This is a genomic window from Pseudomonas hygromyciniae, assembly GCF_016925675.1.
Classification (GTDB): domain Bacteria; phylum Pseudomonadota; class Gammaproteobacteria; order Pseudomonadales; family Pseudomonadaceae; genus Aquipseudomonas; species Aquipseudomonas hygromyciniae.
The window spans coordinates 4,361,186-4,384,147 of sequence record NZ_CP070506.1; the positions used below are offsets into that span (position 1 = coordinate 4,361,186).

Below are 22,962 nucleotides of genomic sequence, written 5' to 3' on the forward strand. Positions count from 1 at the left end.
TTCCTTGTCGAGATAAAGCGGCCCACATCAGTGGGCCGCCAATCAGTCAGTCTTCCTTGCCACCCGTAATTGCTTTCACTTCGGCCAGTAGATCACCAAATTTCCCGTAGTTGACCTTTACGCCGTCATCTAGGTCGAGGGCGATCCGTTGGTCAGCGTAGGGACGCAGGGTTTCGTCGAAGCGGCGGAGTTCTTCGAGTTGTTTGGTGAATTTGTCTTTGCGCTTTTGCAGGGCTTTCTGCTGAGCGCTGCCGGTGGCGCTGTTGATGTCGTCAGCAAGCTTATCGATGCGAGCCTGCATGCGGCTTTGCAGGGGAACGACATACTCCATGCGCATGCGCGAGAGCGTACCTTCGTTGTAGCGGTGCAGGTAAACCAGGCACTCGAAGGCCTTTTGCTTACCGCTAGAGAACAACCAGTAAATTGGGCGCTTCTTGTAGGTTTGCAGGTGATCCTTGTAGAAACTGGTGGACAGGTAGCGGCGGATAGCTTCGTCGGCAGACTCTCCAGTCTTGCGGCCAAGACTGTCAGCCAGCCACTCCATGTTTTCCACAAGGGTGTCCGCGCCCCAGACCACCTTGACGAACTCGCGCATGCGCTCAGCGGCATCGTCTTCGAACCAAGACTCGTCTGTAACTGGAAGAATGCCGTCAGCATCCGCCGGAAATTCAGTGTAGCGTGAAGAATCAAAACCAAGATTGCCACTACAGGCATAAATTAAGCCCGGCTCGTCGAGGCTGTATCGGCCCATGATGCAACCGACGCTGTAGGAGATCATGCGCTGCATATCCTTGCCACGTTCTGCACGACAAAGGGTTATTTGAGCATGAGGAACCTCTGGGTCTATTTCTCCTTGAAGCCCACTCAGGCTAATAAACCTTTCGTTATTGCCTTCTTCTATCGACTTGAGGGTCAGGACTCTCTCATCGGATTCTGATCTAAAGCCTTCCCACGCGTCAGAAAGCTCTTGGTAGTATTCAGATGTGCAAAAATCCAACCCCTGAAAATCCCAGGATGCTTCCTGGGTATCCCAGTCATGCTTAGCAATGGAAATGGCCTGCCGAGCAGCATCTACGAAGTGCCGCGGCTCATCCGAGGCTGGTAGAGGTATTTTCCTATAATCACCAGACTGAAAACTCAAGCTTGGATTGATAATTTTAGTAATAACCTCAACGACATTTGAGTTCAACCAAGCAAGCGCATAGAGCTGAGCATCTCCATTCTCAAAAAAAGCGGATTGTCCTTTCACATCATATATTGAACCAGCAGGAGAGAACCTAAATGATTTCCATGATGAAGTTATTTCCGACCACGTAATAGATTCTCTAAAATAAAAATCAACATTTTGTGGTCGGGATCTCAAATTTCCTGCGTCGTCTTTGAAGCCTCTGATATCAACACCATCCCTGCCCCAATTTACTACATACTCAAAATTACCATACCACTTCCTATAGGCTCCTCCTTTATTATATGGAAACCATTTCCTACTGGACTCGGAAGCTTCCATTCGGTTTTCACACCCAAAACCTATCGAACCAAAGGAAACTTCATGCCACGCCCGCATAAATTTCTCATTGCTGCCTGTCTGCAAACCAACCGCAGAAGTTGAAATAGATGCTATCGATGGATTGTCGCTAAATAGCCGCTTAAATCCACTTCCAAGCCAATAGGCGATAGGGCAGTCAGGAATCCTCATAAAGTCATCCGGCCTGTCAACATAAAACCATCCGCAATTTGGGTTCTGGATTGCCTCCAAGGTTTTAGGGCCCTGATTTTCCGCACCACGGAAATCTGAAAGCCTGATATATGACCCATTAAATCCAGCAATGTGCGCCTTCGAAATAGTAAACGTGCATACTGGAACTGTAGCCCCATCAAACCCAGAATATTCAAGCTGTATGAGACTTGTTAGCGTAGTGGCGCCTAAAATATATTGACGCAGCTCCTTGTAGGATGAAATGAACATCCAAACAAAAGGAGACATATAACCCAGATTTCCTGAATCCTTTACCAACTGTAGATTCCGGATTATAAATGCCGAAAACAAGTCCTTATCGAAGCCTTTAAAATTCCGTTTCAAATGCTCGGCGGCCGCAAAAACTGAGTGCAACACCTGACCTTTCCGGTACGGTGCTGCCACTATGTCCTATCACGAACTCAGTATCCCCGAACGTGCGACCCTTCAACTCGGCCTTGCCCAAGGTTTCAGCCAGCGGCGAATTGCCCGGATGCTCGGCCGCTCCCCCTCGACCATCAGCCGGGAGCTGCGCCGCAACCGGGCCCCTGGCACCCGCTACCAGGCCTGTGCTGCCCAGCAGCAGATGCAGGTCCGCCGCCAGGTCTGCAGGCCTCAGTGCAAGCTGCTGCCGGGCAGTGAGCGCTTCGAGCTGGTCGTCCATATGCTGCGTGAGGGTTTGTCTCCCGAGCAGATTGCCGGCAAGCTGCGCAGCATGAACATACCCAGCCTCAGAGAGGCCTACGTCTGCCGCGAGACGATCTATAACGCGATCTACGCCCTGCCGGTCGGTGGCCTGCGCAAGGAGCTGATCATCTGCCTGCGCCAGGGCAAGACGAGTCGCAGGCCGCGCTCTGGCGGCGTCGATCGGCGCGGCCAGATCCCTGAAATGCTCAGCATCCACGTGCGCCCGCCGGAGGTCGAAGACCGGCTGATGCCAGGCCATTGGGAGGGCGACCTGATCAAGGGCAAGGCCAATGCCTCGGCGGTGGGCACCTTGGTGGAGCGTACCAGCGGCTACCTGATGCTGATCAAGATGGCCGACGCGACGGCGACCTCGGCGCTGGAGGGCTTCAGTGCGGCGCTCAATGGCATGCCGCTGGCGGTGCGCAAGAGCATGACCTACGACCAGGGCCGGGAGATGGCGCGGCACGCCGAGATCACCCAGCGGACCGGGGTGGCGATCTACTTCTGCGACCCGCACAGCCCCTGGCAACGCGGCAGCAATGAGAACATCAATGGACTGATCCGCCAGTACCTGCCCAAGGGCACGGACTTGTCGGTGCATAGTCAGGAAGCCCTGGACGCCATCGCTTTGCAACTGAATATGCGACCGCGCAAACGCTTCGACTTCAAATGCCCGATCGAGGTGATGGGCGAAGTGATGCAAGAAGCCGTGGTGATGCGGCATGATGCTCCCGCTTCAATTCAATAACCGTGTTGCACTCAGATCCTGCAACCGCCCTCCTTTAGCATGGCATTTAAATATTTTCCGCCCATATAAGGCGGATTCGCCACCACTGTATCGTATTGAAGCGCCAATAAACTGGCTGGCCAAGCAAACTGCTCAAGCACCTGGCTGGCATAGCTGCGTGACAGATCATCGCCCTCGCGGCGCACGCTGGCGAGTAGATCGACAATCCTGCCCACCTTGACCTTAAGAGCATCTGGCACGCTGATCAGCGAACCAAAAATTTTGCCATGCTCAAACAACTGAATCAGCTGGCGTAGGTCGAGCACCGTAAGCCCAGAGCTATGGTGGGTTTCCAACTGCCCACCACCAAACAGCTGCCCCGAGTGGAATGCTTCCCCACCCTCGATCTGGATAGCTGCATTGATGATGCACTGAGCTATCTCCTTATCCGGCAGACCTGCACTTTGCTGGATAGCCATGACATTGAGATACGGTGGGTGACCGTCATCATCGAACAAGCGGCGATCGTCCTCACGAGCCTTCATTAAAAGAGCAAAACCAGCAAGCTGAGCGGCACGGTCATCAATATCCAACCCGAACAGATTCTTTTGCAAGATCAACCTGGGTATATCGCGCAAGCGGTAGCCCCGCTCTTCATAGATGGCGCGTAGCAAGTTATAGGCTTCGACGAGGATATGGCCAGAACCACAGGCTGGGTCGAGGATGGTCAGGGATTCGGGATTTAGAGCGCCGCCATCCTCATCCATACGTACCTTGATCAATGCATCGAGCTGGGTCTGGACTTCCGGCGTTTGCTCGGCGGGCTCAATGTAGTACGGCATTTTTTCTTTTAGGCTGGAGCCAGGATTGGCCATTAACCAGAGCCGACCGAGGCTGTTCTGCACTAAGTACTGAACGATCCAGTTCGGGGTGAATAGCTGAGTAGCGGCGGGAATGTCCTCGCTCTTAACCACCTTACCGATCACTTCGTCCTTTTTCTCGCTGATGTAGAACTGGTACAGCCAGCCAATGACCTCAACCTCTTGCCAGTCACTCTCTTCGACATCTCCGACCAGACGAGCTATCGGCGAGTCGGTGCGCAGAAGATTGTCCGGAAGCAACAGCTCGGTGGCATCATCCAGCGCCTCGAAGAGGAACGGCATATTGCGGTGCAGCTCGTGGCACTGGGCGAGCAGAATCTCGCGGTAAAGCACTTCGTCCTGATTGCCCGCAGTTTTCAAGCGGATGACTTCGACTTTGTCTAACCCGAACAGATCGAGGTGCTGGACATTATCGAGGATCTCCGGATGCTGTCCTTGCGGGTGGCTTAGCACACGGTAGCCGTGGTTGAAGTAGCCCTTTAGCTCCATAAAGCGAATGGCGACAAAGCGGTTGAACCAGGTGTAAGCCAGTGCCTCGACTACAACACTAAAGCCCTGCTGATGAATACGCTGGGACAAAGTGGCACGTTGCTTGCCAATGCTGGCCGGAAAAGGCTGGCCACCGATTAACAACACATCGCCAGTTTGTTCAATATTAACTGGTAGGGCAGGATCGAGCCCCAAACGCCGGGCACGCAGGGTGACTGCCTCAATAAAATCCAAACGGGCCTGCGGAGCGTACTTCTTGAGTGCGGAGCGGTTCATGCTTGGTCCTTGCTAGACGTCTTGGGCTTATGCGACTTTAGGGCACGGCCATACATCATCAGGTATTTGTCAAAGTCGCTTTCTGAGTAATGAAGCTTGTTAGTTGCTTCGGTTAGAAAACATTTCAGGTGAGCAATATCGCGCCAGTCAGAAGGCTTTTTCTTCGGCTGTTGCACGCGTAGAAAATGATTCATTGCGCGAAAATTATGCTGGTCAATAATCGGCACGTCGCTCGGATGAATCAGGTGAGTCAGGAAAGCCGAAGTGATGTAGCGCAGCCGCCCAAGCCGCTCGTTCCACCATTGAAAGGTATTCTTCGGAGAAGGGGCGTCAGGGAGAACACCTACCCAATTGAGATACTCCCCCCAAAGCGCCGATATTTCAGTGATCAATAGCCCCTGTTTCCTGGGATAATTGGCCTTCCCCCAGTGCCCCCATTTCCAGAGCAATGCCAAATCCAGTTCGACGACAGGTTTGAAGGCTGAAAAAGTCTGCTTGAAGCGTTGGTAGTCTAGCGCCGGATACTTGGCATAACTGTATTGGGAAAAATGCTCGCTATAGGTGGACTGGACCTCGCCCTTGATAAGCTGCCAATCGGCAGACCCAAATACTTTTTCAACATCCATGGTCGCTTGCTCCAATGCGCCGACTAAGAAGAACGACGGCTGTACCCCATACAGCCGCCATTTCTGTTTTTGAACCGGAACTCCTTAACGAATTTCCACCCGCTGGTTGTCAGCCACCGCTTCTTCCAGCTCCTTACGCAGCTTGGCAAGAAAGTTATCAATGTCGACCTGGGTCTCGATGTATCCAGAACCGGCAAGCAGCTGAGCATCGATGATCCGGCGCTTTTTGATCGGTACAATTGGTGCCACTACTGCCGCTGGAGAGTTATTAACCGGGGCGGTTGGTTCGGCCACGATCAAATCTGGCGTACCGCTATCCGATACTGGGGGTTTAGGCTCCGGTTCGCTGGCAGCCTTTTCGGCTTTAGCTGCGGCTTGCTCCGCCAACTGCTGTAGATGGTCCAGTGCCACATCGGCAAGCTCTCTGGCTTCTTCCTGCATTTGGCTGATGTGAGCCAAACTTCGCTGCTTAGCGATGCGCTGACGAAGGGTTTGCAATGGCAGCAAACTGCGGTTTCGTTGATCAGGACTGGCAAGCAGCGCGTCCAGCTCAACGCTGACCTTGGCTATGTACTTCGCAACCCAGGAGTCGGCGCGCTCATGGGATTCCCGAAGGAAGCTGTCGTTGACTTGGGTAGCAGCCTGAATCAGCCCTTCTCCTTCGCGAATAAGATTGTACGGCGCTTTGGCACTCAAGATTTCGTCAATACGCGCCAAAGCACGGGCCGCTTTTTCGTCCTTCTCCAGCTTCGGCCGGTTGGGCTGAAAATCTAACTGTGCGGAACGCAACTTGTCCCAAGCCGTTTTCTGGCTGCTGTAGAAATTATCCAGATCGCCGTAGCTATCTGAGAGATCGAGCAACGGGTTGCGCTCTTTGAGGAACAATTGGATGGCATCGAAGCTATCGGGAGCAGCCTTAAGCTTACCAATCAGCTTGAGGCCCAGATCTATTTCGTCCAAACCAGGATACTGGCCGTTTTGTGCCAGCACACGCCACTGCTTAAGCTCGCCCTCCCATTTGGTCAGACTGCTTTGCAGGTGATCATAGAGGGTGTCTTCACCGTCCGGGGCAATCTTCTGAAACACATCCTTGAACTGCTGGCGGGCCTTTTGCAGCTCTCCAGAACCTACCTGCTGACGCTTCTGAATTTCAGTGGTGCGCCAACGTGCTGGGGTGGAAATCTCGTTCCATATTTGCTGCGGAGCCAACGGCCCGCCATTGCCGATCAGGCTGACTTCACCTTTGAGCAACAGACGTACGATAAGTAGAACGGTTTCCCACTCCGGCCAGCCATACGGACGCCGACCATAGTGACTTTCCGCGAGATCGTGCAGGACGATGCGCCGCGATTGCGAGGCCAGCAATTCGATGTGCTGGCTAACTTCTTTGAGCGCACGCGGATTGGCTTCACCAGTGCTCTCCAGACCGAGGCCTGGTGTGAGCGGCGTGGCCAACAAAGCCTGAATTTCCTTCTGCGGATCGCTGCTCAGGTGCTGGATATAGCTGAGCTTGTTGAAAGTGTTCCGTACCAAATAATCTAACGCTTCCTCCGCCAGCATTGGTGCACTGGAGGCCTTAGTTTCTAGCTTGTTGCCCGCGACATAGACCTCTGCCTCACGCAGCAGACGATCCACACTTGCGCTCAAGCGCTGGCGGCGCTGGCGGTTTTCTTCGGCACGATCCTGAAGGATACGTTTGGTGTTATGCGGCAGCGTCCCATCATTCTTTCGCGTGATGAACTTGTCGGTCTGCAAGTACAGGCGCAGTTCACGCGCTAAATCGCGCTCATCGTCCAGGCGCAACAGCACACTGCCCTCCCCCTGACTAGATTCGAGAATGCAGCGTTGCTCGCTCCAGGTATCCCGGTCATCCACCAATGGGCTGATGACCGAGATCAGCAGATCGCCATCGACGCGGTTACCCAGGGGATGCAGATCGCATTGGCGATTGAGACCAAAATCTTTGCCATTGTCTGGGAAGCGAAACTTACGCTGACCACGCAGGGACTCATCGAACAACAATTGACCCAGTTCACGAGCCTCGTCGGCACTGGTGAGATCAACCTCTTTGATCTCGCGACTGATATCGCGCTCTTCATTGGTCAGGAAGAAGAAATCATCACCATTACGACTGACGAGGGTTTCCTTCTCCAGACGCTGGAGGCTGTCTTCGATCTGCTTGCGAAGCGCTTGGCGGTCGGCGTCGATCTCATCAATAAAAAGCGTGATCAGATTATCTACGTTGCCCTTGATCTCATCGACATATCGAATGAGGAACAGGGTTTTCAAAACCAATGTGTCAAACTCTTGCAGACTGAGATTGCTGGCCGCGTTGTCAATGGTCGACTTGACCACCCCTTCAAGGAAGCCTTCGATGGACGGGTAGAAGCGGTAAAGCGGCACCAGTACACCAACGGAGTTCTCACTGACGGCTTTGGCAGCTGATTGGAAGGCATCTAGCAGCGAGCGTTCGCCTCGGGCCAGGTGAGTGCCGGTGGCCCCGGCCTTGCGAATACTTTCAAAGATTCGTTGTACCAACTGGAACTGATACGGCACAAAGGGATAGACGGCGGCGAAGTTGTCTTCGTCAGTAAAGGCCTTATAGGTACGCCCAGTATTTGTAAAACTTAACTGATTCCGCAGAATGTCGGCTTTTTCGCGATAGATTTTACGCAAGACATCCTTGGGTTCTGGCTCCTTGTCGAGTAGACGACGCTGGATGACCTCATCGACGTTGCCGCTGGACAACGACAAACGGGTTTTGAAACGTCCCTGAATCTTGGAGAAGTCATTGGCCTTGGACGCGCGTACCTCACCCAGGACTGCATCGATGTCTTCTTGAGAGGTTACCAATACCCATGCACGTCCTCCACAGATTACGCCTAGCTCTTCAGTGATGGTTTGCAAACTGAGCATCAAATGGGTGTCTTGACCGATGAACTGGCCCACCTCGTCCACCAAGAAAACAATCCTGTGATCTTTACCGCGCTTGTCCAGGTAACCCTGGACCCATCTGGCAAAACTTTGGACATTCAAGTTGAAGTCGTTTTCAAAACGCTCAACCCAGGCATCGGCATCTTTGATCTCTTGACCCAACGTCTGTGACAAAGCGTTAGCTAGCGCATCAATCTGAAAGTGATAAGCGTCACGCTCTTCTTCCCAAGTAGAACCCGACGACTCTGCAAAAGCTTGCTTGAATTCGCCAAACTTACCTTGCTCATCTAGGTAACGCTCCATGTGTGCAATGTGCGGATGGTCGCCACAGAAACCGAGACGCTCGTTGAACACTTTGAGAAATACCCGAAGGATTGCGTCACGACCGTCACCACTGTCAGCCTTACTGTCAATGTTGAACAGCAACACGTCGGTATCAGCCGCAACCGCTCGCTTGATATCAGCTGCGAGCATTGGGTCTGCAATTTTTCGCTCAAAAAAAATCTATAGCATGGCGACTTTCGCCAGCGTTGCTCACTCGCTTGTTTTCTAAGAGATATGACAGAATTTTCAGGAAGTGGGATTTTCCCGAACCGAAAAAGCCCGAGATCCACACACCTACACGCCCCGACGCTGCTTGAGGATTATCCAGCGCTGCAAGATAGCTTTCGAAAAAAACTACGAAGGTGTTGATCCAACTCGCGGGTAATAACGTACTCATCAAGCTCCTGCCAGACAGACTCTTCGTCATCTTGGTCAGCCTTGATTACCCCGTTGATGGAGCGGTTGATAGGACGCGTGAACAAATTCTTAATTAACAAAGTGGACATCCTTTTCAGCTCACCAGACGGAAAGCACGGTAGTAGGGTTTTTCGCCTAACTGACAAAACAGCTGGAGCGCTTGACCGTCGTATCGCCCTGGGTAGAACAACACCAAGGGGGTCTGCCCCATGAACGGTTGCAGGTTGTTCAGCAAGTTATGCGTGCGTACTAGCGGGTAAGCGCTACCAACCCCGGTGACCATGATCAGTCCGTATTCTGTGGGTGGATAGCGTCCGACCAACTCTTTTGCGATCTTGCCGGCATCCAGCGGAGCTTTCAGGGCTTTAAACAACGCCTCATCGCCCTTCGTGGCTTGTCGCTCAATGGATTTTTCAAGCAGGTTTCGGCCGCTCAACATCTCTAGTACTAACTCGAAGAGGTTGACGCACGCGACCTTTAGATCTGGACGACGTTTAGGAATAGCGCCCTGGAGAAACTGCACGTGCTCCCGAACCTTAAGTTCCTCCTGCGGGGGATAGTCGAACGCGTAAAAAGGAACCTCATTACCCAAACCCTGCCCTCCGAGAAAATCGTCGGAAGTGAGGCGGTCCAGAATTTTGTTCAGCCGTTCGTCAAGATTGTTCACGGGCACACCTGAAGACAGTCAAGCACGTATCGTTCGTCGTGCTGATGTAAAAAATGGGAAACAGCAGGCTCAATATGTTGACTGCGCAGCCGCAGGCTACGAGTGTCCTCAATGAAACCGGCCTCAGCAAGCATTCTCATGGCATTTTGCCTCAGCTTGACCTGTGTTGAAGCACTGAAGGTCGGAGCGTCGAGGTCGACTTGGAGACGGTCCTCTAAAAATGCATTCCAATGGCGCGGTTCAAGGTGTGTAGAAAAACGTCGGAACTGGTCACGCACCACGGTGCGCAGAAAGTCCCCCAGCAGTGGAGAAAACTTCACGGTAGCAGCGAGCACCGCCTGCGTAGCGACTGGGAGGCTCTCGTCTCGCACCAGCGCCCATAAATCAGGATGCATAGTCTCCAATCTAGAGCGAGCCGTGCCCGCATAGGTCATGGCCGTCTTCGCAGTTCGCTTCTGCAAGACGTTCAGCTCGACTATCTGCCTCTGCCACTCCTGCTTACTGATCCCCTCTAAAAGCATCGCAGCAACGACACGGGTCTCAGGAACGATGAGTGAACACCGAGTGAAGCCGTTTAGGGATTTAATGCTCATAAATGACTTTGATTCTGCGACAGCTACAAGAACCGTATTTTGACGGTCAGGAGCCAGCAGCGCCAGCGAGAAGGTCACTGGCTGCGCAAAAAACATTCTGTTGAGTCTGCCGACCGAACTCGCGCCGAATCTCCCGATTTTGGCAAACCAATTCTTTAAGGCTTCTGGCAGTCCTCGGGTAGCTAAATGACCTTAAAGCACCAGGATACTCCTGCTCGATTGTCGAGTCGTCATCCCCGCCGAGCCCAGAGTAATTTCGCTGAACGCTCTCAATATCTACAGCCATCTTTTCAATCTCACGCCTTAGCTCCGGACGCTCAAACCATCTCGCCGGAATCGCAGCAACTCCATGCTGAATACCCAGCAGATGCCCGGCAATCAGTCCAGTGCTATCGCTGTCCCCGCTGTGATTTACAGCGTTGATCACTCCCTATTCGAAAGACGTTGCGGTAAGTGCGCACCAAACTCCGATTGCCAAAGCCTCTTCCGCGACCCACCCGCCGCCGAATTCATCAATACGCTCAGGCGTCGCGCAGTAGCCTTCGCTGAAGTAAAAAAGCACCCTCTCAAGGACCAATCTGGTTTCTTCCATCCCTGGCTTGTCGCCATGGGCCGCAAGGCTTCCGGTGAGGCCGTGCTCAAGGCTTTTTCGGCCATCAGCCATGCGCTGAAGAATGTCGGCAAAAAGCCCTGCGGCCTGATACCCAGTTGGATGCCCGTGCGTTACCCGAGACACGTTTGATTGCCCCCCACACGCTAGTGCATACCGGAATGCGCTGGCATGTCCGGGCCTACTGCGAAAAGAATCGTGGATACCGTGACTTCGTTCTAAGCAGACTTCGCGGCCAGCCAGAATACGAAAAACAGACCGAAAATCTAATTCATGAAGATGATGACTGAAACGCAGAGGTGGCTGTGATCATCGAGCCAGACTCGCGCCTCAACCCTGCACAGAAGGCAATCATTGAGGCGGACTTTGGTATGCAAGCAGGCGTTCTTGTCATCCCAACCCGACGCGCATTAGTGAAATACGTCCTTCAGCGTTTTCAGATAGACCCGAAAAAACTTGACCCAAAGGCTGCGGCGCAGCAGATCGTTGTCAGGAATCTAGACGACTTGAAGCCATGGCTTTACGAATAAGTGCTCACCTCAAGCAGGATGGATAACGCGCCTTTTGCCTGCTGACTAGGTCATTCAGCTTTTACTGGAATGCTCATTCAATCGTTGTGAGGATCACACAGGCAATGGAAACCGGCGCAGCCGACAAGCTTGGGTGTCACCTTCCTTATGACCTCTGCTTAGGCAACATCTCCTTCAGCCCGGCACTCATTTTGTGACGAATCCGAGCTGAAAGGATGTAATCGTCTAGCTCCCAAATCATCAGCTGATTCACGATATCGAGATGGCCTGCCAATACCGCCAGGTTACGAGGTGTGTTCCCTGCATGATTTTTCGCATCCAGGTCAATATTGAACATGAAATGCTTTTCTGTGAAATACATCACTGCTTTGAGGTGGCCGTTTGATGCGATCCAATGAATAGGGGTATTCCCCTCAGAATCTCGGGAGTTCAGACTTCCACCCTCTAAGTAACGTTTTTCAAGAGTCTTGAGCTTGCCCTGCTTAGCGGGTAAGTGAACATAGCTTTCATTTTCGATGACATGATCCACGCCTCGCTCTGCCAAGATCGAGGGATCTCCCTCCGCCCCGAGAGCATGCAATCTATCGATCAGTTGTGATCGATTAAGCCTGTAGGCAATTTCCAAGGCTGTAAAACCTGCGAAATCTCGGGAGTTCAGAGTTTCGGCAGAAAGCTCATCAAAATGATCTGAATTATCCAACAAAACGGCAGCGTGCCAGTCACCCATGCCGTGCAGCTGCATATCATCTAAGCAGTAGCTCGTTGGCGCGAGGGCTCTGTGGACCAGCGTTTTCAGCATTGGATGCGAGATCATATCTATATTTTCCGTAATTATTCTAAGCTTTTACCTGCCCATCAGAACCCAATAAGCGCACCTAAACGGGCTGTTTGCTGAGCCGGTCTGCTCGTCGGTACGAGCGGCCGCAATACGTTTACCCAACCGTCACCAAGCGCCCTAAAAAACGCTAATTATCACATAACCCTGCCTTAATACCGCTTCAAAAACAGAGATACCCCACGTAACTATGAAAAACTCACCGACAATTAAGAAGCCACGATGGATCGCCGCTGATCAGGCACAGATTCTACAAGCAAGTCCAACAATGCTGAAACATTGTATCCAGAGCTAGCGGAATAGCAAATCGGCATATTAATTTCAACCCCAGTTGCCTCGACCACTCGTGTTTTTACTGAATAGGCTTTATCACTCAAGAAGTCCCGAACATCGCTATCGGGGACGTTAGTTTCATAATTCCATCGTGCCCCTTTCTTAGCGACATCTGCCTGATTAATAGCCACGACTATTCGGTCAGATTGAAAATTTGGAATTAAAATATCATTAATCAGCTTATACGCCGTACCCAAGTCCCGGCTTGCCCCGTCGATAATTACCAAAGCTAAATCAACGAAACCGAAACTCACCCCCTCCTTGGGATAAGTCTTGTACATCAGGTCTATAATTTTTTTTGCATGAACTTTATCGCGGGCTATCCCATCACCTAATCCTGGCGTATCCCACACACGGAGGTAGTCATGCACGTCATACCAGTCCAAGTCCATGGTTTCAGGATCAACGCCCTTACCAACCGCAGCCACTGAAGTCGAAAATAGCGCATTTATAGTGCTGGATTTCCCCGCACCAGTACTACCGACAAGCATGACATCCAGTGGCCTGATACCCATCCGATTGATACGCCCGGAAAACTCCGAAAGCTTATATTTTAAATACATTATGATCACAAACCAAAAATGCTTTTAAGACCACCCCAAACGGCTCCCGCTGTAGCGCCGACCATGGCCCCTACCGCCTCGCCAGTTTTGCCAAATAGTTTACCAACATTACGGCCAATATCGGCCCCCGCCGAGGCTGTTTCGATGATCGATTCCATGATACCTTTTTTGATTTCGGCATTATAGTTCTTAATATCGTCGTTATCCTGCCACATCTCTTCTTCTTTAGAGATGTTATTGTTTGCAAGGACCGCTCGCTTAGCCTTGGGGATTTTATTAATAATCATGTAAAGCAGCTTTGACAGATTATAAGGATTTTGGGCTTCATCTCCCTCCTTAAAGCCGGCCGCGTAAAAAACCGGTTCAACATCAACATCGGTAGCTTCTTTGATTCTAGCTTTTACGGAACGAACTTTATCTTTTAGAAAAACTTCAGTTTCAGGGGTAGGTCTATTGTGGTCATAATCCCATACATTTCGTCCCTTACGAGCATTATCAGCCTGATTGATCCCCACCAATATTCTATCCTCCGGATTCGCACCTAGGTTAGGAATAATCACGCTATTAATTAGTTCATACGAGGTTCCAAGATCTTTGGTGCTACCATCAACAATAACAAGAACCAAATCAATTAATGGCTGTTGCTTTGAATCAAGCTCATTAAGCTTTGCAATAATATTTTTGGCATGAAGATTGTCTTTTTCCTTGCCATCCCCTAAGCCGGGGCTATCCCACAGGACGAGATTATTAAGCTCATACCGTGTCACATCCATAGTTTCAGGATCAACACCCGCACCAACCTTAGCTATGTCGGTGTTGAATAGAGCATTGATCGTGGAGCTTTTACCAGCACCTGTAGCACCAGTAATCATAATATTCAGCTTCTGGCTTTTGAGCGCCAAAACGTTTTTCAGCAGCTTGCTTTTTGTCAGCTCATCGATGTCTTTTGAATTTGTGATGTCTTTCTCTAACACTTCAAATATCTTATCGCTGTGAATCATATATATCCCTATTGTCGTTTTCTTCAACCGCAGAACTGCTGGAATGATTATGAGTTTTCTCTAAGGGCAGCGGTGATCGTATCCGTCACTATTTTCGTTGAAGCTTCAACGCTGCCCTCGTTACGACATACAAACCAACCTTGCTGAAAGATGGCTCGCTCAAAGGCCGCTGAACAATCTACATGCTCCTGAAAATCTCTGATCACAACGCTGCTCAAGCCTCGGGGTCGGCACGCCGCACGCGACCACGATATATCCGGAGAAGCCAGGACACCGACATGTAAATCAGGCACTCGAACCTTTCGGTCGATGTTCAACTTCAGGATTTCCGAAAATGGAGTAATCTTTCGAAACGCGGCATCAGATGGATACCAGCGGTCAATCAGGATTATGGCGTCTGGGGGTTGCTGGTTCAAAACGTTCGCCGATATCCATGCTCGCCCATCCGCAAGTCGCTCACATATCCGACGCTCCAGAGTGGAGCCAGGCCTGACCACAAGCTCCTTGATTAGATCCAGTATTTCATGGCGGTAAGGGTCAATCTCCTTCTCACAGAGTGAAACCACAGGTTGCTGCCCACGAACTCGTAGTACTTCGGCAACCGATTCAAGGACTGTAGTCTTGCCAGTAGCCTTCGGGCCGTCGAAAGAAAGGAAGAATTGGCCCTTCAAGCGGCGACCACTCCTGCGTCCAGCGACTGTGTCGCAGCAATCTGAGAGGGCTGGCCGCTGATGCTTCCGTCCCTATAGAGAGAAATGCCCACGCAGCCGCTAGCGCGAGCATTGAGAATCGCTGCCGCAATATCATCCACCGTACTGCTGGCGGGGAGATTGATTGTTTTGGAAATTCCACCATCAATAAACGATTGAAAGGTCGCCTGGGTTTGAATATGGTCGCTCGGACTCAAATCGTGCGCGCGCACCATTGCCAGCCTGATGATGGGCGGAATCTGCTCAAGATCAGCAGGTAAGGCCCCATTCATTAAAGAGTTGGCAACCTCAGCAATCGCGTCTTCCGCCATTCCGTGCTCACCGAGCAATCGACGGAGCGTAGGCTGCATCTGATTGATAACGCTGCCGTCGACGGTCTGTCGTGTAACATAACTAAAAATTGGCTCGATACCGCCCGACACGTTGGCAAGCAAGCTGAGGGTTCCATTTGCAGCGATAGCCATTAGTGATGCGTTGCGACGCAATGGTTCGCCGGCACGGAGTAAAGAAGGGTCACAGCTACCCCGAGCGGAGGCCAATGATTCGCTAGTGGCCCTGGCGGTTGACTGCAAAAGCCCCATGACTAAAGCAGCAAAATCTAGGGCCTGGCTGCTCCCATACCTTATGCCCTGCATCAGAAGTGCGTCGGCGAATCCCATTACACTGAGTCCAATTTTGCGACTTTGCATGCAACGCTCTGCAACAGTCGTAGATGCGTGGTCCTGAATATCGTGAAGGTTGTCCAAGCACCGTACGGCCACATCTACTGCCACTTTAAAGCGACCTTCATCGAATAGACCCTGACTGACAAATCGAGAAGCGTTTAACGAGCCAATCAGAGAAGACTCATTCTCCCGTAAAAGCGACTCACCACACACATTCAGAATCAGGCGTTCCCCATTGGGAGACCGCAGGGATTTGTGTTCGCCGAAAGCAATCGCGGGTCTACCGGTCTTGAAGATGGAAGCGCATACCGACCTCCATATACCAACAACGCCAGGCTGCTCCGCGGACAACGCGGCGAAAAAAGGAGCATCCAGCTCGACGTTCGTGTGCGTGATCTCTAGAGAGCTGCTCATGTCGATGAATGGCCCCACCATAGGGTGATCGACGTGAAGAGTCACAGCGCTGTGAGCCTTGCGTTTACGATTGGGGTTCAGCGCCGCCGTTTGGCTCTCAATAAACATCGTCATGGCAACGGGGTCATCGACCGACGTCAAGTCGTAGCCAATCCCCCCGCATCCATCGTGGATCTTGCCTGCAATCGCCATGGCTTCAGCATCCACAGGCGGAGCCAAAACGTGGCATGCGAACAGGTTCGTAGAGCTGCTGTGCTCACTGTTCATCATTACAGGAGAGTTAGGCAGGAAAGCACCGTCAAGCAGCAAAAGATGCAGTTTCTCAGCTAACGCGAGGGATTCGGCTTCCGAGGCGTAACGGCGCTCGACCTCAGTGAACATTCGCACAACACGACGAGGAAGGTCTGCCCAGTCGTATTTGCTAGTGTTTTCAAAGAAGCGAGGAGCCAAAATATCAAGGTATGGGTTGTTGAGCGCCCAATTTGGGATGGTATGGCATGCCGCGTGTTTCGTCTGATCCATAGATGTCTAATGAGCCCCGCTGAAGGGGAACCCAACTCCTGTATTGATTGAGTAGCGCGCCACCGCAGATCCGGCGAAACCAATGTCCACCAAGCCTATCGGCCTGGTAGGTGCTTTGCTAAAGAGCGACTTACCAAATGTCAGAGGTGAGAGACGTCCTTGTCTGCTTCGCGCAGACGGTCTAGCACCCAATGCCGGACGTCACCAGCCCCGAATGGGCCATCCTGATAAAGTCGTGGGTCCGGGTCGAATGCTGTTTCGAATATCTTCACGCCTTCCAGACGCTGCCGGGCCGCTTCTAGCAGACGAGGCTTGTCGGCTGGACGTGGAAGATCCACTTTGTTTAGACATACCGCGATGGGCCGTCCGAAGGTCTTCAATTGCCGAAGACGCGACACTTCTACATCGCTAATACCCCGGGTCAAATCCACCACCATTAGAAATACATCCGTGTGATTGAGGTGATCTTGGGTCAGGCTGTTCACATCCATATTCGTATCGTTAAACCCCGGAAAGTTGACCACCCGGAGGGCATCGTTATTGCCCCAGTTGTACACTTCAGTCTGCTGCGTGGAGCCCGCCACCGGATGGATGTTATCCGTGTCTATGCCGAACACCGCCTTGAACAGTGCGTCCTTGCCAACCGAGCCTTCTCCCACCACCCCAACCGTGATGCGCTTGAGAACTATCTGCCGCAGCATTGCTACGTGAATCACCGCTGGAACCGTTTTGCGGAATGCTGGACCTGCAATTTCCACGGCCAGCCAGGCGCCTGAAGCGATCCAGCCAATCGGGCCCAGCGCCATACCAATAGAACGGGTAATGGCTGCGTTAGTCGCAAATCGCAGACCGGAGCCTAACAACGCCCGAGAAATCATGTTTGCCAGCACCAGCGAGCCTTTGTAGATAGCGAAGCCGCCGAATTCCTTGAGTAGCACCTGGGTCAAAATCACTCCCGCAGAGGTGTACGGAATATCTTTCCCAGTGACACCTAAGGTGCTAAACAACTGGCGCCTTTCATCCTCAGACATTTTGTCCAATGCATCGGCGAACAGCTTCTTGATGATGAACGCCTCGTTCTCTTCTACAGAGTTCGCCTTATTGATGCCGGGTGCGCTCAGCTTGTGCCCCACATCACACAGTACCTCCGCGTAGGGCACCCCGTCGCCGCCGCGAAACAGTGTGGCGATATCATTGCTCCCCATCTTACGGAGATAGTGTGAAATTTCGATGGCGTCCTGCTGGGTGCTGTCTTTGGACAGCCTGAGCTTGTCCTTGGGCATACCCAAGTATTCCAGCAACGGCAATACATCATTGGGATCGTAGGCCAACGACCGTTGCAACACTTCCGACAAATCCAGATGCTTATTCGTAGCCATGTGTTAACCCTCATTATTGCGGCGCAGGCACGCAGCAGCACCTGCGCAAAATGTAATTTCGATTAGTTGGAAGAGATGTCGAACACGAAGTCGCCATTGGGCATGGGCGCAATGGATATGCGCACTTTCGCGGCACAGGCCCCGACGCAATAACCGATGACGCCACCGGCAACAGCCCCACTAACGCTGGCAATGCCATACCCGATGGACGCCCCCAGCAGCGCTCCGCCCCACTTGAAGCGCTGGGTACGCTCTAAGGACGCCTCTACTAACTCCACCCGGATCTTGTGGGCCTTGGCGAATTCACTCACCAACCCCATCAATTCGGACTTCAACGATGCTGGAATGTACAGCCGCCCATTGCCCTTAGCCATGATAAATGCGCGGGCGATAGCAAAGTATTCTTGCAGGGTACGAGGTTGCATCGCGGAACTCCTGTTTAGTCTGTAGGTGCCCAGGTCGGGCTAATCAGGTAATAGCGAGGAGCGTGCCAAGTCTTGAATTTATTTTTTTATTGTTATTTTTCAATAACTTATGAATAAATCCATCACCCTGAAATTTTATGTATGATGAATCTTTAGATATATCATGAATCATTAGATTGAGATTTATTCATGACAAGCTCTTACCGCTACATATCATTCTGCACTCCGACTACCGCCAATCTTTCGCAAAACCCGCCGGTACACGTAGCAGGGTTGCAGGACGACCAACTCGTAGTGAAAGGGAGCGATCCTACGGAATCAGCGGGCTTTGCACCTCTAGAACGATTGATTACCCAGGCCCGAACTCAGGAATGGGTTTACTACCTAGATACCGAACTGAAAAGTGATATCCGCGCCAGCAAAGCCTCGGCGGCGCACATGCAAGATCTGCTGGAAATGCTCAAATCGCTCGACTACGCGGTCATTGCACAGCACAGCAAGCGATTGCTCGACCAGTCGCAACTACAGTTCGAACACCTGCCCCCCGGCCGGGACCGCCAACTCATTCACGCAGCACAGCGCATCATGACCCGACATACTGTGTTCGTGCTGCCGAGCTACAAAAGCCAGATACCTGCCGAACATCCCTGCATAGAGATGTTCAGCACCCTCCTTTACCAAAGTCTGGAAGGTGGCAACGAGACCATCGGCATACTGCGCGGCACTAAAGGCGACTCAGCCAGTGGGCCGAATATTCATGACGAGGTGATGCAGAATCTACTGATGTCTACGTCCAGCCTCGCACTTTCTGAACACCGCGCTCAGAAGCCGGGCCCGATTTTGATCGCAGGGCAAACCGGCACTGGCAAAAGCATGGGGGCCCGCCAGATAGCTCGAAAACTTAAAAAGCGCTTCGTCACCTTGAACCTAGCGGCCGTAACCGAAGAGTTGCTAGAAAGCCGCATTCGCGGCCACAAAAAAGGCGCATTCACTGGGGCGACAGATGATTCGCAGGGCGTATTCGAGCTGGCAGACGGAGCGGTGCTGTTTCTGGACGAGCTGCAAAGCGCCAGCCTTCCAGCACAAACCCAACTTCTAGACCTACTTAGCGCGATAAGCGATAGAGTTTCCATCAGCCCCATGGGCAAAGAAGGCGCGCCGCGACAACTGAACGTAAAATTGATATTGGCGGTAAACCGCCCCCTATCCGAACTGCTAGAAGAAGGAAAGCTGCGCTATGACCTGTTTCACCGGGTGCGTAATGTGGTGCGCCTCCCCTCACTAAACCAACGCTTTGACGGCCACGACACACAGGAGCAAACCAGCCCTTACCCCACAGCCAGTAGTACCAACGGATTTCACAACACCCCCCAAGCAAATCTCAAATTTATCCGCGCCCTGCTCACCCTTTACCGGTGGAATTGGCAAGACAGCGTGGACATCACCGATCTATTCGACAGAACCAGCGATGTAGCTTTGCCGCAGCCCTTCTTTCGTATTAGCAACGAAGCTCTGGCATGCATCAGCAGTTTTAACTGGCCGGGAAACTTCCGTCAGTTCGAACGGTTTTGCCACGACCTATTTGAAGAAGCGAAACTACGGGCAAACGATGAAATAGACGACACTCTCATCAGCACTCTATTGAAGGAAGAACGTACTCGCGAGGGGCACGAAACCACAGTCGCAGATCCACAGCCCCGTAGTCAGGAGCAGCAAAAACTCAACTATGTGCAGGGAGTGCTGATAAAAAACCGTTATGTCATTTCCCGCAGTCTGAGCGAGCTTACTCACCTCAAGCTCAAATCTCGCGCGGCACTCCGCGCCTACCTGCTGCAAAATGAAGATGCCCTTGAACCACAGGTTCGCGAACACACCGCCATCGTCGCCTTTTTGCATGGCAAGCGCGGCTAAACCACAAGCTTTTCATATCCTGTACAAGATCAGTGAGTCGACATGTGACCCAGGTCGGCTCATCTCCCTATAGAATGAGAAATTGAACTCCACTTGACCAGCCGCATGCATTGCTACTAGCCAGCCGTTTGCATTGGACATGATCACTCATTTGCATTGTACTTGATCAGACTCGCCCCCCTCCCCCGTTTGCAGGGGTACACACGGCGCCTCAAGAGGCTGCTGATCGAGGCGTGGATGCCGGATCAGAGTGAAGCGCCTACCAGCACCTCAGATATGGCTAGAGAAAAGGAAAGTAAACTTGAAATCGATTCCGATTCAACGGATCTTGGCTCAAGGTCACTTTGATGGGCTGTGCCTGATTTACTCTCTGTTCAACGCGTACAAATCGCTAAGAAGTCCTAGCGAAAGAGCTTCAGATTTTGCGTACAGGAACTCAAATTTTTGGAAACGGGTGATTAGTAACACGCCATCCCTCCACAATTTCGTACTGGGCGAAGGTAGTGACTTCGGGAAGCTAAGGAACGCGACAGACGCTAAGGTCAAGCAACAGTTTATCGCCACCTGCTTCCAAGTGATGACCGATGGATCCGCTGTGTCCTCGATGGTTACCCCCTCCAACATTGAGTCTCTGGCAACGATGAATTTCACTGACTCGGTGGCGATTCTCTGTGTGAAAGAGAAGGCTGAATTCGAAGAGGGTGGGATGGGGGATCATTGGGTAGCGATTGTTGGACGTGACGATGACAACGCGCTTTACCTTGTGGCTTGCTCGTACACGAACCATGCCTATGGATTCAATGAGCGAAAGGATACCAAGACGGGTCGATACTATAATACGACCATCGAAGTGGACCGCATCGCCATATCCACTTCTTACCCCGACAACATCAACGTTATCCAGCTCGTTTCAAGCTCATAAAAATCCTCAGCAGTACTACGGCTAATGCGGCGCAGGCATGGTTGACGCGCTTTTGAGGATTTTTCAGTTCAAGGAAGTTAAAATGTCTTACCAATTTTACGGAAAAAATGCCCCCAAAAGTATTTCATGCATCAACGTTGAACCATTTTTGGATAAATTATGCGAAATCACCGGAAACTTTACCGCTATACCTGAACACTTTTTTAAAGTTTGGAACGCGATATGGTGGATTGACGTTACAAGTAGCTTTCCCGAACTTAAAGAAAAACTGGCTGAATATGCATTACTGTGCCAACTACCGCCTGACCTAGATCAATATCTAGATTACGAAGCTTCTAAGCTTACTATTACCCAACGCTTTCATGTGTTAGCTACGTTGCTAGAAAGTGAAAACTTGACGAAAACCCTTGAGAAATATACTGACCCTAAAAGCTTTAAGTGGTATATGACTAGCTTTAATCTCTACAGAAACGGTGATTTATCCGAAGATGTGTTAGAGAGCATGTCAAAAGGGCTTAGAGATTTTTGTTATGAAATAGGTCACTTCCAGACCGCGCTTCACTCGATAGTTCCCAAACGGGATTCAATTATTCAGGTTTTTTCTACTCAAAATATCCGATACGCAACGGGTGAGCTTAATTTCGATAAAATACTGAAGGTTATGAAATCTCAGTTTGGTGAGCCTCATAATGGGTACATCGCATACAAGGGTGTCATTATTGGACGCTTGTTGAGCCAATGTTCAACGGGTACGACGAAACCAAGCTCAACTGCGGTGGGAATGAGCCTTGAAAAGTCTGTGTTTGAGCTTTATAGGGTAATCGGTTATACCGTGTCGGAAACCAGCGCAACGGGTGATTTTGGCATAGACATTCTTGCTCAATCGAATACCGAAAAAATCGGAATCCAATGCAAGAAATATGCTGGAGCGGTAGGTGTGGAAGCCGTAATGCAGGCACACTCAGGTGGGCATTATTATGGTTGTACCCGATTCATCGTTTATAGCACCAGCGGATTCACCTCAGCGGCTCTGGAGATGGCGAGCAAACTCAAGGTCGAGCTTCTGACTTACAAAGGTTCTTAATGTGAAACCATCATTGGGACATGGCGTCTGCGTAAGCGCCCGGCAGAATCAAACAGAAAGAATGCCGGTGGTGCTAAGGCCGGCAGACTTTAGTTAGATGAGCGAAGCACATATCGATAGTGATCGGTGGCTATTAATCACTCCCCCAAATAGTTTCGTCCAAACCCAAGGCTTAGACTACTATCCGCCATCTATCAATGCGGATTACCCACCGGCGATAGCAACCCGCCGTTTATGCCGAATCTGGGGGTGATTGTTCACCCGTTTCATTTCAAACAGATCAATTGCTGCCAGTAGATCTACGAGTCGTGGATAGCCGTAATTTCGAGCATCGAGGGATGCCTGGTTGCCTATCCGACTCCCCACTACACTCAATTGCGCCCATCCGTCCTCATTCTCAGCGTACGCCACGGCATTACGGAGCAGATTCAAGAGCTTTGTGTCTCCTTTCAACTCGTTCGCAGTCTTCCTGACGAGGGCGCCGGACTGAACCGTGCTATCTGAAATCGCTTTTTTCCCCGCTAACACAGTTGCTGATAACTGCACCGCATCGCCCCAGGCAACAGGGAATGGTCAACAAGGATTTAGAGAGAGAAGGTCATGAAAACCTTTAGAGCCGATCAATCAAGGAGGCGACTTCTTGACCGTGGTTGCTCAGTTACCACTCACCATCGAGGTGATAGCGAGTAGTGTAAGGCGCAC

19 protein-coding genes and 2 pseudogenes are annotated in these 22,962 nt (G+C 51.5%); 5 read left to right on the plus strand and 16 right to left on the minus strand.

The window, feature by feature from the left end; translation table 11 throughout:
* Positions 1-46: 46 nt before the first annotated feature.
* On the minus strand, positions 47-2,140 hold the full coding sequence (gene pglX, locus JTY93_RS19460; RefSeq protein ID WP_240357230.1) for a BREX-1 system adenine-specific DNA-methyltransferase PglX: 2,094 nt from the start codon (positions 2,138-2,140) through the stop codon (positions 47-49).
* Position 2,141: 1 nt separating this feature from the next.
* Between pglX (JTY93_RS19460) and JTY93_RS19465 the strand changes: the two genes are divergently transcribed.
* Entirely contained in the window at positions 2,142-3,170 is a 1,029-nt protein-coding gene (locus tag JTY93_RS19465; RefSeq protein WP_011711660.1) for an IS30-like element ISShes10 family transposase, read from the plus strand.
* An 11-nt stretch (positions 3,171-3,181) separates the two neighbouring features.
* On the opposite strand, the gene pglX (JTY93_RS19470) is transcribed toward JTY93_RS19465, so the two are convergent.
* The 7 genes and pseudogenes from pglX (JTY93_RS19470) to JTY93_RS19500 form a co-directional block, all read right to left on the minus strand.
* Entirely contained in the window at positions 3,182-4,795 is a 1,614-nt protein-coding gene (pglX, locus tag JTY93_RS19470; RefSeq protein ID WP_240344492.1) for a BREX-1 system adenine-specific DNA-methyltransferase PglX, read from the minus strand.
* Entirely contained in the window at positions 4,792-5,421 is a 630-nt protein-coding gene (locus JTY93_RS19475; RefSeq protein WP_205478272.1) for a hypothetical protein, read from the minus strand. Before JTY93_RS19475 ends, pglX (JTY93_RS19470) begins: the two co-directional genes overlap by 4 nt.
* Positions 5,422-5,505: 84 nt before the next feature.
* The gene (gene brxC / locus JTY93_RS19480; RefSeq protein WP_205518899.1) at positions 5,506-8,829 is read right to left on the minus strand and encodes a BREX system P-loop protein BrxC; all 3,324 of its coding nucleotides are present in this window, start codon (positions 8,827-8,829) and stop codon (positions 5,506-5,508) included.
* 19 nt (positions 8,830-8,848) lie between these two features.
* Positions 8,849-9,076, minus strand: coding sequence for a hypothetical protein (locus JTY93_RS19485; protein WP_205518900.1), 228 nt, complete (start codon positions 9,074-9,076; stop codon positions 8,849-8,851).
* Between the two features lie 114 nt (positions 9,077-9,190).
* Positions 9,191-9,763 (minus strand): DUF1788 domain-containing protein, encoded by a 573-nt coding sequence (locus JTY93_RS19490; RefSeq protein ID WP_073638088.1) that lies wholly within the window; start codon positions 9,761-9,763, stop codon positions 9,191-9,193.
* Positions 9,760-10,452 carry a DUF1819 family protein gene (locus JTY93_RS19495; protein ID WP_205478274.1) on the minus strand — a complete coding sequence of 231 codons (693 nt, stop codon included), beginning with the start codon at positions 10,450-10,452 and terminating at the stop codon, positions 9,760-9,762. The genes JTY93_RS19490 and JTY93_RS19495 overlap by 4 nt, the downstream gene beginning before the upstream one ends.
* Positions 10,403-11,092 (minus strand): annotated as a pseudogene (locus JTY93_RS19500) (ADP-ribosylglycohydrolase family protein). Before JTY93_RS19500 ends, JTY93_RS19495 begins: the two are co-directional and overlap by 50 nt.
* Here JTY93_RS19500 and JTY93_RS19505 point away from each other — a divergent pair.
* Positions 11,014-11,496, plus strand: a pseudogene (locus tag JTY93_RS19505) (BrxR family transcriptional regulator); the annotation flags it as partial. The pseudogenes JTY93_RS19500 and JTY93_RS19505 sit on opposite strands and share 79 nt — an antisense overlap.
* 145 nt (positions 11,497-11,641) lie before the next feature.
* Here JTY93_RS19505 and JTY93_RS19510 read toward each other — a convergent pair.
* The 7 genes from JTY93_RS19510 to JTY93_RS19540 all read right to left on the minus strand — a co-directional run bounded on the left by JTY93_RS19510 (position 11,642) and on the right by JTY93_RS19540 (position 18,343).
* Positions 11,642-12,310 (minus strand): ankyrin repeat domain-containing protein, encoded by a 669-nt coding sequence (locus JTY93_RS19510; protein ID WP_205478275.1) that lies wholly within the window; start codon positions 12,308-12,310, stop codon positions 11,642-11,644.
* Positions 12,311-12,540: 230 nt separating this feature from the next.
* Positions 12,541-13,227 (minus strand): GTPase family protein, encoded by a 687-nt coding sequence (locus tag JTY93_RS19515; RefSeq protein WP_205478276.1) that lies wholly within the window; start codon positions 13,225-13,227, stop codon positions 12,541-12,543.
* 5 nt (positions 13,228-13,232) lie between these two features.
* Complete coding sequence (locus JTY93_RS19520; protein WP_205478277.1) at positions 13,233-14,228, minus strand: GTPase; 996 nt, start codon at positions 14,226-14,228, stop codon at positions 13,233-13,235.
* Positions 14,229-14,275: 47 nt separating this feature from the next.
* Entirely contained in the window at positions 14,276-14,899 is a 624-nt protein-coding gene (locus JTY93_RS19525; RefSeq protein WP_073638094.1) for a nucleoside/nucleotide kinase family protein, read from the minus strand.
* Positions 14,896-16,539: a ribonucleotide reductase barrel domain-containing protein gene (locus tag JTY93_RS19530; RefSeq protein WP_205478278.1), complete on the minus strand. Its 1,644-nt coding sequence runs from the start codon at positions 16,537-16,539 to the stop codon at positions 14,896-14,898. The genes JTY93_RS19525 and JTY93_RS19530 overlap by 4 nt, the downstream gene beginning before the upstream one ends.
* Positions 16,540-16,679: 140 nt before the next feature.
* Positions 16,680-17,918, minus strand: coding sequence for a GTPase (locus JTY93_RS19535; protein WP_205478279.1), 1,239 nt, complete (start codon positions 17,916-17,918; stop codon positions 16,680-16,682).
* A 62-nt stretch (positions 17,919-17,980) separates the two neighbouring features.
* Complete coding sequence (locus JTY93_RS19540) at positions 17,981-18,343, minus strand: hypothetical protein (protein WP_122811380.1); 363 nt, start codon at positions 18,341-18,343, stop codon at positions 17,981-17,983.
* 189 nt (positions 18,344-18,532) lie between these two features.
* Here JTY93_RS19540 and JTY93_RS19545 point away from each other — a divergent pair, with 189 nt between their 5' ends.
* From JTY93_RS19545 to JTY93_RS19555, 3 genes are all read left to right on the plus strand, one after another.
* The gene (locus tag JTY93_RS19545) at positions 18,533-20,254 is read left to right on the plus strand and encodes a sigma 54-interacting transcriptional regulator (protein ID WP_205478280.1); all 1,722 of its coding nucleotides are present in this window, start codon (positions 18,533-18,535) and stop codon (positions 20,252-20,254) included.
* Between the two features lie 301 nt (positions 20,255-20,555).
* A complete protein-coding gene (locus tag JTY93_RS19550; RefSeq protein WP_205478281.1) occupies positions 20,556-21,176 on the plus strand; it encodes a hypothetical protein in 621 nt (206 codons plus the stop codon).
* An 82-nt stretch (positions 21,177-21,258) separates the two neighbouring features.
* Positions 21,259-22,260 carry a restriction endonuclease gene (locus tag JTY93_RS19555; protein WP_205478282.1) on the plus strand — a complete coding sequence of 334 codons (1,002 nt, stop codon included), beginning with the start codon at positions 21,259-21,261 and terminating at the stop codon, positions 22,258-22,260.
* A gap of 204 nt (positions 22,261-22,464) precedes the next feature.
* Here JTY93_RS19555 and JTY93_RS30030 read toward each other — a convergent pair whose 3' ends face one another.
* The gene (locus JTY93_RS30030; protein ID WP_375373163.1) at positions 22,465-22,806 is read right to left on the minus strand and encodes an OST-HTH/LOTUS domain-containing protein; all 342 of its coding nucleotides are present in this window, start codon (positions 22,804-22,806) and stop codon (positions 22,465-22,467) included.
* Positions 22,807-22,962 lie beyond the last annotated feature (156 nt).